Below are 7,266 nucleotides of genomic sequence, written 5' to 3'. Positions count from 1 at the left end.
TTCAACGACCCGGTCACCCACGTCGGGTTCTACGTCGGGGACGACAAGTTCCTCGAAGCACCCCAGTCCGGCGACGTCGTCAAGGTCTCCGACGTGCGCTCCAACCTCACCGGCATCCGGCGCATCGCCCTCTGAGCAGGCGCCGAGGTCGGATTGACACGACGGTGGTCCACGCCACAGTCTCCGGCGCCATGAGCGCCGCTCGCACGATCACCGTTCCCCATCTCGGTTCCTCGCACATCGGGTACGTGCTCAGCGAGCCTTTCGACGAGACGCTCCCGACGCTCGTCCTGATCAACTCGTTCACGACGTCGGCGGACCTGTACCGCCCGCAGCTCGACGACGAGGAGCTCGGGCGCACCGCGAACCTGCTCGCGATCGAGCCGTACGGCCACGGCAGCACGCGCGCCGGCTACGCCGACTTCACCTACTGGGACACCGCCGCCGCCGCGCTGCAGGTCCTCGACGCCTTGGGCATCGAGCGCGCCTTCGTCCTCGGCACCTCGCAGGGCGGCTGGATCGCCGTGCGGATGGCCCTGCTCGCCCCCGACGTCGTCCAGGGCGTGATCCCGCTCGGCACCTCGATGGACTTCGAGAGCGAGCGCAGCCGCGAGCTCGGCTGCTGGGACGGCGTCGCGTTCTGCACCCCGGCGATCGACGCCCTCGCCGAGCCGGTCGGCGACGGCTGGGTGATCCCGGTCGAGATGGTCGACGCGGTCCTCGCGGAGGGGCTCGGCGAGGTCGACGAGAGGACACGCGCGTTCTGGCACTCGACCCACCAGCAGAACTACCTGGGCGACGCGGGGCGCCGGCGGCTGCGGACCAGCTCGATCAACCTGCGCGACCGCGACGGGCTGCACGGCCGCCTCGACGAGGTCCGGTGCCCCGTCCTCTGGCTGCACGGCACCGCGGACCCCGTGTACTCGGTGGCCAACGCGCAGGACGAGATCGGCCGCTTCACCCGCTCGCCGCAGGCCGAGCTGCGGATCGTCGAGGGCGGTCAGCACTTCCTGAGCGCCTCGCACCCCGAGGTCGTCGACGCGGCCGCCGTCGAGTTCCTCGGCCGCTGGGCGTAACCGTCCTTCGGCGGACGGCCGGTGCCGATGGTCCGGGCTGCCCGTGCGAGGCTCCGGCCGTGGCGCGCACGCTGCTGGTCACCAACGACTTCCCGCCCCGTCCGGGCGGCATCCAGTCGTATCTGCACGCGCTCGCCACGCACCTGCCGTCCGACGAGCTCGTCGTGCTCGCCTCCACCTGGAAGCGCACCGACGACGCGCGCGAGGCATGCCGGCGCTTCGACGCCGAGCAGCCGTTCGAGGTCCACCGCCTGCCGACCACGATGATGTTGCCGACCCCGGGCGCGACCCGGCGGGCGGCGGAGCTGCTGCGCGCCCACGGCGCGCGCACCGTCTGGTTCGGCGCCGCGGCGCCCCTGGGCCTCATGGCGCCCAGGCTGCGGCGGGCCGGCGCCGAGCGGGTGCTCGCGAGCACCCACGGTCACGAGGTCGGGTGGTCGATGCTGCCGGGCAGCCGCCAGCTGCTGGCGCGGATCGGGCGGGACAGCGACGTCGTCACCACCGTCAGCCGGTACACGCGCGGACGGATCGCCCCGGCCCTCGGGCCCGAGGCCGCCCTGGAGCCGCTGCCCTCGGGCATCGACACCGACCGGTTCCGGCCCGATCCCGGCGCGCGGGAGGAGATCCGCCGCCGCTACGGGCTGGGGGAGCGGCCGCTGGTCGGGTGCGTGTCCCGCCTGGTGCGCCGCAAGGGCCAGGACGTGCTGATCGAGGCCCTGGCGCGGCTGCGGCGGATCGTGCCCGGGGCGGCGCTGCTCATCGCGGGCGACGGCCCCGACCGCGACCGTCTGCGCCGGCTCGCCCGCAGCCACGGCGTCGCCGACCACGTCGTGTTCACCGGCCCCATGAGCCCCGACGAGGTGCCGGCGCACCACGCCGCCGCCGACGTGTCCGCGCTGCCCTGCCGGACGCTGGGCGGGGGCCTCGACGTCGAGGGCCTGGGCATCGTGCTGCTCGAGGCCCAGGCGTGCGGGGTGCCCGTCGTCGCCGGCCGGTCCGGCGGCGCGCCCGAGACCGTGCGGTCGGGGCAGACCGGGCGTCTCGTCGACGGCCGCGACACCGTCGACGTCGCCGACACCCTCGCCGACCTCCTCGCCGCCCCCGACGCCGCCCGCGCCATGGGCGAGGCGGGTCGGCGCTGGATGCGCGCCGACTGGACGTGGGACGCCCGCGCGGCACGCCTGCGCACCCTCGCCGCCGGGTGATCGACGGGGAGTTCGCGCGCATAGAAGCAGCGAACCGCACGTTCGCTGCTTCCCGGTGCGCGCGCCCCGCTCAGCGCTGGTAGACGGCCTCGATGTCGTCGGCGCGCTTCTCGGTGATGACGTTGCGCTTGAGCTTCATCGTCGGCGTGAGCTCGCCGCTCTCCTCGGTGAAGTCGGTGCCGAGGATGCGCCACTGGCGGATGGCCTCGGCGCGCGAGACCGCCCTGTTCGCGTCGTCGATCGCCGCCGAGATCTCCGCCTGCACGTCGGGGTCGTCGGCCAGCGCGGTCGGGTCGGACGACTCCTTGCCGTGCTCGGTGCTCCAGCCGGGCAGGGCCTCGGCGTCGAGGGTGATCAGCGCGCCGATGTAGGGACGGTTGTCGCCGACCACGAGCGCCTGGCTGACGAGGCGGTGCGCGCGCACCCGGTCCTCGAGCACTGCGGGGGCGACGTTCTTGCCGCCGGCGGTGACGATCAGCTCCTTCTTGCGCCCGGTGATCGACAGGTAGCCGTCGTCGTCGAGGCTGCCGAGGTCGCCGGTGTGGAACCAGCCGTCGACGATCGCCGTGGCGGTCGCCTCCGCGTTGTTCCAGTAGCCGCGGAACACCACGTCGCCCTTCGCCAGGACCTCGCCGTCCTCGGCGATGGCGATCGTGATGCCGGGGATGGGCTTGCCGACGGTGCCGACCTTGATCGCCCCGTTGGGGTTCGCGGTGATCGCCGCGCTGGTCTCGGTGAGGCCGTAGCCCTCGTGGATCGGGACGCCGATGCCGCGGAAGAAGTGGCCGATGCGGGCACCGAGCGCCGAGCCGCCCGAGACCGCGCCGATGACCTTGCCGCCGAGCGCGGCGCGCAGCTTGCCGTAGACGAGCTTGTCGAACACGGCGTGCTGCAGGCGCAGCGCGATCCCCGGCCCGCCGGCGTCGAGGGCCTTGCTGTAGTTCACGGCGGTCGCCTCGGCGATGTCGAAGATCCGGCCCTTGCCGTCGCCGTGCGCCTTGGCCTTCGCTCCGTTGTAGACCTTCTCGAACACCCGCGGCACGGAGAGCAGGAAGTCCGGCTGGAACCGGGGGAGCTCGGTCGTCAGCTTCTTGGTGTCGGCGAAGTGGCCGACCGTGTACCGGTACTCCTGGGCCGCGCACTGGATGACGCGGGCGAAGATGTGCGCCAGCGGGAGGAACAGCAAGGTGCTGTTGCCGGGCTGCATGAGGTTGCCGAAGGTGTCGGCGACGGCGCGCACCTCGAACAGCAGGTTGCGGTGGGTGATCTCGCAGCCCTTGGGGCGCCCGGTGGTGCCCGAGGTGTAGATCAGCGTGGCGAGGTCGTCGGCGTGGACCGCGGTCCGGCGCTCCTCGAGCGTCGCGTCGTCCACTCCGGCGCCGGCCTCGCGCAGCGTGTCGACCGCACCCGAGGCGCCGTCGATCTGCCACACGTGACCGAGCTCGGGAAGCTTCTCGCGCAGCGTCTCGACGATCGCGAGGTGCTCGTCGGACTCGACGACCACGCCGCGCGCGCCGGAGTCGGAGAGGCACCACTCGACCTGGTCCGACGAGGAGGTCTCGTAGATCGGCAGCGTCACCGCGCCGGCGGCCCAGAGCGCGTAGTCGACGAGCGTCCACTCGTAGCGGGTCTTCGAGATCAGCCCCACCCGGTCGCCCGGCTGCAGGCCGGCGGCGATGAATCCCTTGGCCACGGCCGCGACCTCGTCGCGGAACGCCGCGAACGTGACGTCGTGCCACGTGCCGCCGTCGTCGGCCTCCGGCGCGGCAACTCCCCTGTCGGCGCTCTCCCCTGATGGCTTCGCACCGCCCACGAGGCGTCGATAGGCGACGTCGCCCCCGTGCGCCTCGGCGTTCCCCCACGGCGCGGAGGTGAGGTTGTCGTCGTCGGCGACCTTGCCGACCGCCGGCTCCGTGTACTGCTGCATCTGCACCACTCCTGACCGCGCCTCACTGCGTCGGCTGTGACCATAGTCGCGGTGACTACTTCCGGGTAGCCGGACAATCCGCCCAACGGCGGCGGCGGAACGGTTCCGACCAGGGCCTGTCAGGCTGGGTCCGTGGCGACCGTCGACGTGGTGGACGAGACGTTCCTCGCGGTGCCGCCCGGGCGGCTGGCCGTCGAGTTCTCCGACCCCGCGGTGTGGCGCCGGCTCTGGCCGGATCTCGAGCTGCGCGTGTTCGCCGACCGCGGCGAGAAGGGGTTGCGCTGGAGCGTGGTGGGCGACGCGTGGCAGGGGAGCATGGAGGTCTGGCTCGAGGCCGTCGGGGACGGGACGGTGCTGCACTACTTCCTGCGCGTCGACCCGGTCGGCCGGCCGCTGCCGCCCCGGGCGGCGACCCGGGAGGCGGTCCGCCGTCAACGAGCGGCGAAGGCGCTCGCGTTCGGGCTGAAGGACCGCCTCGACGGGGGCCGCCCGCCGGGCGTGCCGCCGGCAGGACGGTCCCGGATCTGAGGGCCCGCTCACGTCGGCGCCGCACGATGAGGGCCTGATCACCCACCGTGGGCCGGGGCGCACCGGGCGTGCCGCCGCCGTCGGGTGCGGCGGTAACCTCTCGCGCCATGGCCGACGAGTCGACCCAATCCATCACGATCGCGGCGCCCGCCTCCGACGTGCTCGGGGTCATCGCCGACTTCGAGGCCTACCCCGAGTGGGCGGACTCGATCACGTCCGCCCAGGTGCTCACCCACGACGACGAGGGGCGACCCGAGCAGGTCCGGTTCAACCTGGACGCCGGGCCGATCAAGGACACCTACGTGCTGGCCTACGACTGGGTGGACGACGGCGTCACCTGGGACCTCGTGTCCGGGCAGATGCAGCGCTCCCAGCGGGGCCGCTACCGCGTCGCCGACGGCGGCGACGCCACCGAGGTGACCTACACCCTCTCGGTGGATCTCGCGGTGCCGCTGCCCGGCCTCCTGAAGCGGCGGGCCGAGAAGCGGATCATGGACCAAGCGCTGACCGGGCTGAAGCGTCGCGTGGAGGGCTGAGTGCGGGTCCTGCTGTTCACCGGCAAGGGCGGGGTGGGGAAGACGACCACGGCGGCCGCGACGGCCGTGGCGCTCGCCCGCGGCGGGCGCAAGGTGCTCGCCCTCTCGGCCGACCCTGCGCACTCGCTGGGCGACGCGCTCGCCAGTTCTCTCGACGGCGCGCCTCGCGAGGTAGCTCCGGAGCTGTATCCCGGCCTGTTCGCCGCCCACATCGACACGCGCGCGCTCGTCGACGACGCCTGGGAGCCGCTGCGCACCCAGCTGCGCACCCTGCTCGCGGGCGCCGGCGTCGACGAGATGGTCGCCGACGAGCTGACCGTCCTGCCCGGGGTCGAGGAGCTGCTCGCCCTCGAGGACGTGCGCCGCGCGACGATCGACGGTCCGTGGGAGGTCGTGGTCGTCGACTGCGGGCCGACCGCGGAGACCCTGCGCCTCCTGGCCCTGCCCGAGGCGCTCGGCTCCTACCTCGAGCGGCTCTTCCCGACCCACCGGCGCGCCGTGCGCGGCGTCCTCGCGGGCCTCGCGGGCAGCAACGCCACGGTCGCGAAGTGGGACGCCGCCGCGGCGTCGCTGTCGCGGCTGGCCGAGCAGCTCGCGGGCCTGCGCGACCTGCTCGCCGACCACCGCACGACCACGATCCGCCTGGTCCTCACCCCGGAGCGCGTCGTCGCGGCCGAGACGCGACGGACGCTGACCGCCCTGGCGCTGCACGGGCTGCACGTCGACGGGATGGTCGCCAACCGCCTGGTGCCCGACGCCGGCAAGGGCCGCGGCGAGGCCGCCACCTGGGTGCGGGCCCGGCGCGCGGACCAGGAGGCGGTCCTCGCGGACCTCTCCGGCGCGGGTGGCGACGTCCCCGTCCGCCGGGTGTCCCACCACGCCGGCGAGCCCGTCGGCGTCGAGGCCCTCGCCACGCTGGCCGACACCCTCTACGGCGACGACGACCCCCTCGACGGCCCGTCCGGCCGCGCGCTCGTGGCGGTCCGCCGCACCGCGGGCGAGGGAACGGAGCCCGACAGCGAGTTCGTGCTCGACCTGCACGTCTCCGGCATCGGGGACGCCGAGGTCGACCTGGCCCGCATCGGGGACGAGCTCGCGGTCACCGTCGACGGCCGCCGCCGCGCGGTGTCCCTGCCGCCGGTGCTCCGGCGCTGCGAGGTCACCGGCGCCGACCTGGACGACGACCTGCTCTCGGTGGTGTTCCGCCCGGACCCCGCGGTGTGGATGCGGTGAGCGCGCCGGGGGGTGACGCCGGGCGGGCCGCGCAGGAGCGGCTCACCGAGGAGGCCCGCGCCACGGCGTCGGCGCTGATCGACTGGCTCGGCGCGCGCGTGGACACGGCCGCGGCCGGGGGGACGGCGGGAGCGGGCCGGACCGGCAACGCGCGGCTCGGCATGCGCCCGCCCCAGAGTCCGGGTCCGTGCTCGTGGTGCCCCGTCTGTGCGCTCGTCGCGGCGCTGCGGGGCGAGCAGCCGGAGCTCACCACGCGCCTCGCCGAGCAGGCCTCGGGGCTGATGATGCTGCTCCGGCTGATGGTGCAGGCGCACCAGGACCCGGCTCACGCCCACCACAGCCATGCGCCCACCGGCGCCGCCCCGACCGACCACGGACCGCCACCGGGCTGGCCGTCCGAGTGGGGAGCCTGGGACGGCTGGGGTGCCGGGTCTCCCACGCGGGAGCCGGGTGGCGACGACGACCACCCCGGTGACGCGGCCGCCGCGCCCACCGACGGCTCCGCCGCCGCCGACCCGGCCACGCCCGACGCCGGGGCGCGCGACGCCTCCCCGCGGTCGACGCCCCGCCCGCGTCGGCCCGCCGCGAGCGGGCCCGCGGGACGCCGCGTGCCGATCCGGCGGGCGTCGCCCCGGTCCGCGGCCTTCCGCGACGCGACGGGCGAGGCCGTGGCGCCGACGCCGACCGACGCGCAGACGACCGCTCGCACCGACCCCCCGGCGCCCCCGAACGCCCCGTCGTCGCCGCGCCCCGCTGCGCGC

At 74.7% G+C, this 7,266-nt stretch carries 6 protein-coding genes and 1 pseudogene; 6 read left to right on the top strand and 1 reads right to left on the bottom strand.

Annotation, left to right across the window (positions count from 1 at the left end; genetic code table 11):
* The first annotated feature begins 191 nt into the window (after positions 1–191).
* On the top strand, positions 192–1,076 hold the full coding sequence (locus AC2A1K_RS35175) for an alpha/beta fold hydrolase (protein WP_483900997.1): 885 nt from the start codon (positions 192–194) through the stop codon (positions 1,074–1,076).
* A 59-nt stretch (positions 1,077–1,135) separates the two neighbouring features.
* Positions 1,136–2,281, top strand: a complete 1,146-nt coding sequence (locus tag AC2A1K_RS35170; RefSeq protein ID WP_483900996.1) for a glycosyltransferase family 4 protein — start codon at positions 1,136–1,138, stop codon at positions 2,279–2,281.
* A gap of 70 nt (positions 2,282–2,351) precedes the next feature.
* Here the strand turns inward: AC2A1K_RS35170 and AC2A1K_RS35165 are convergent, their stop codons facing one another.
* Positions 2,352–4,208 (bottom strand): AMP-dependent synthetase/ligase, encoded by a 1,857-nt coding sequence (locus AC2A1K_RS35165; RefSeq protein ID WP_483900995.1) that lies wholly within the window; start codon positions 4,206–4,208, stop codon positions 2,352–2,354.
* A 132-nt stretch (positions 4,209–4,340) separates the two neighbouring features.
* Here AC2A1K_RS35165 and AC2A1K_RS35160 point away from each other — a divergent pair, with 132 nt between their 5' ends.
* The 4 genes and pseudogenes from AC2A1K_RS35160 to AC2A1K_RS35145 form a co-directional block, all read left to right on the top strand.
* Positions 4,341–4,736: a polyketide cyclase / dehydrase and lipid transport gene (locus AC2A1K_RS35160; protein WP_483900994.1), complete on the top strand. Its 396-nt coding sequence runs from the start codon at positions 4,341–4,343 to the stop codon at positions 4,734–4,736.
* Positions 4,737–4,843: 107 nt separating this feature from the next.
* Positions 4,844–5,272, top strand: coding sequence for an SRPBCC family protein (locus AC2A1K_RS35155; RefSeq protein WP_483900993.1), 429 nt, complete (start codon positions 4,844–4,846; stop codon positions 5,270–5,272).
* Positions 5,273–6,505, top strand: coding sequence for an ArsA family ATPase (locus AC2A1K_RS35150; RefSeq protein ID WP_483900992.1), 1,233 nt, complete (start codon positions 5,273–5,275; stop codon positions 6,503–6,505). It abuts the gene before it with no gap.
* Positions 6,502–7,266: pseudogene (locus AC2A1K_RS35145) on the top strand (hypothetical protein); the annotation flags it as partial. The gene AC2A1K_RS35150 and the pseudogene AC2A1K_RS35145, both read left to right, overlap by 4 nt.

This window comes from Actinomycetospora sp. 2LY8.5 (assembly GCF_057180585.1).
The sequence above is the reverse complement of the archived record's forward strand: the minus strand, read 5'-3'. Positions and strand labels throughout refer to the sequence as shown.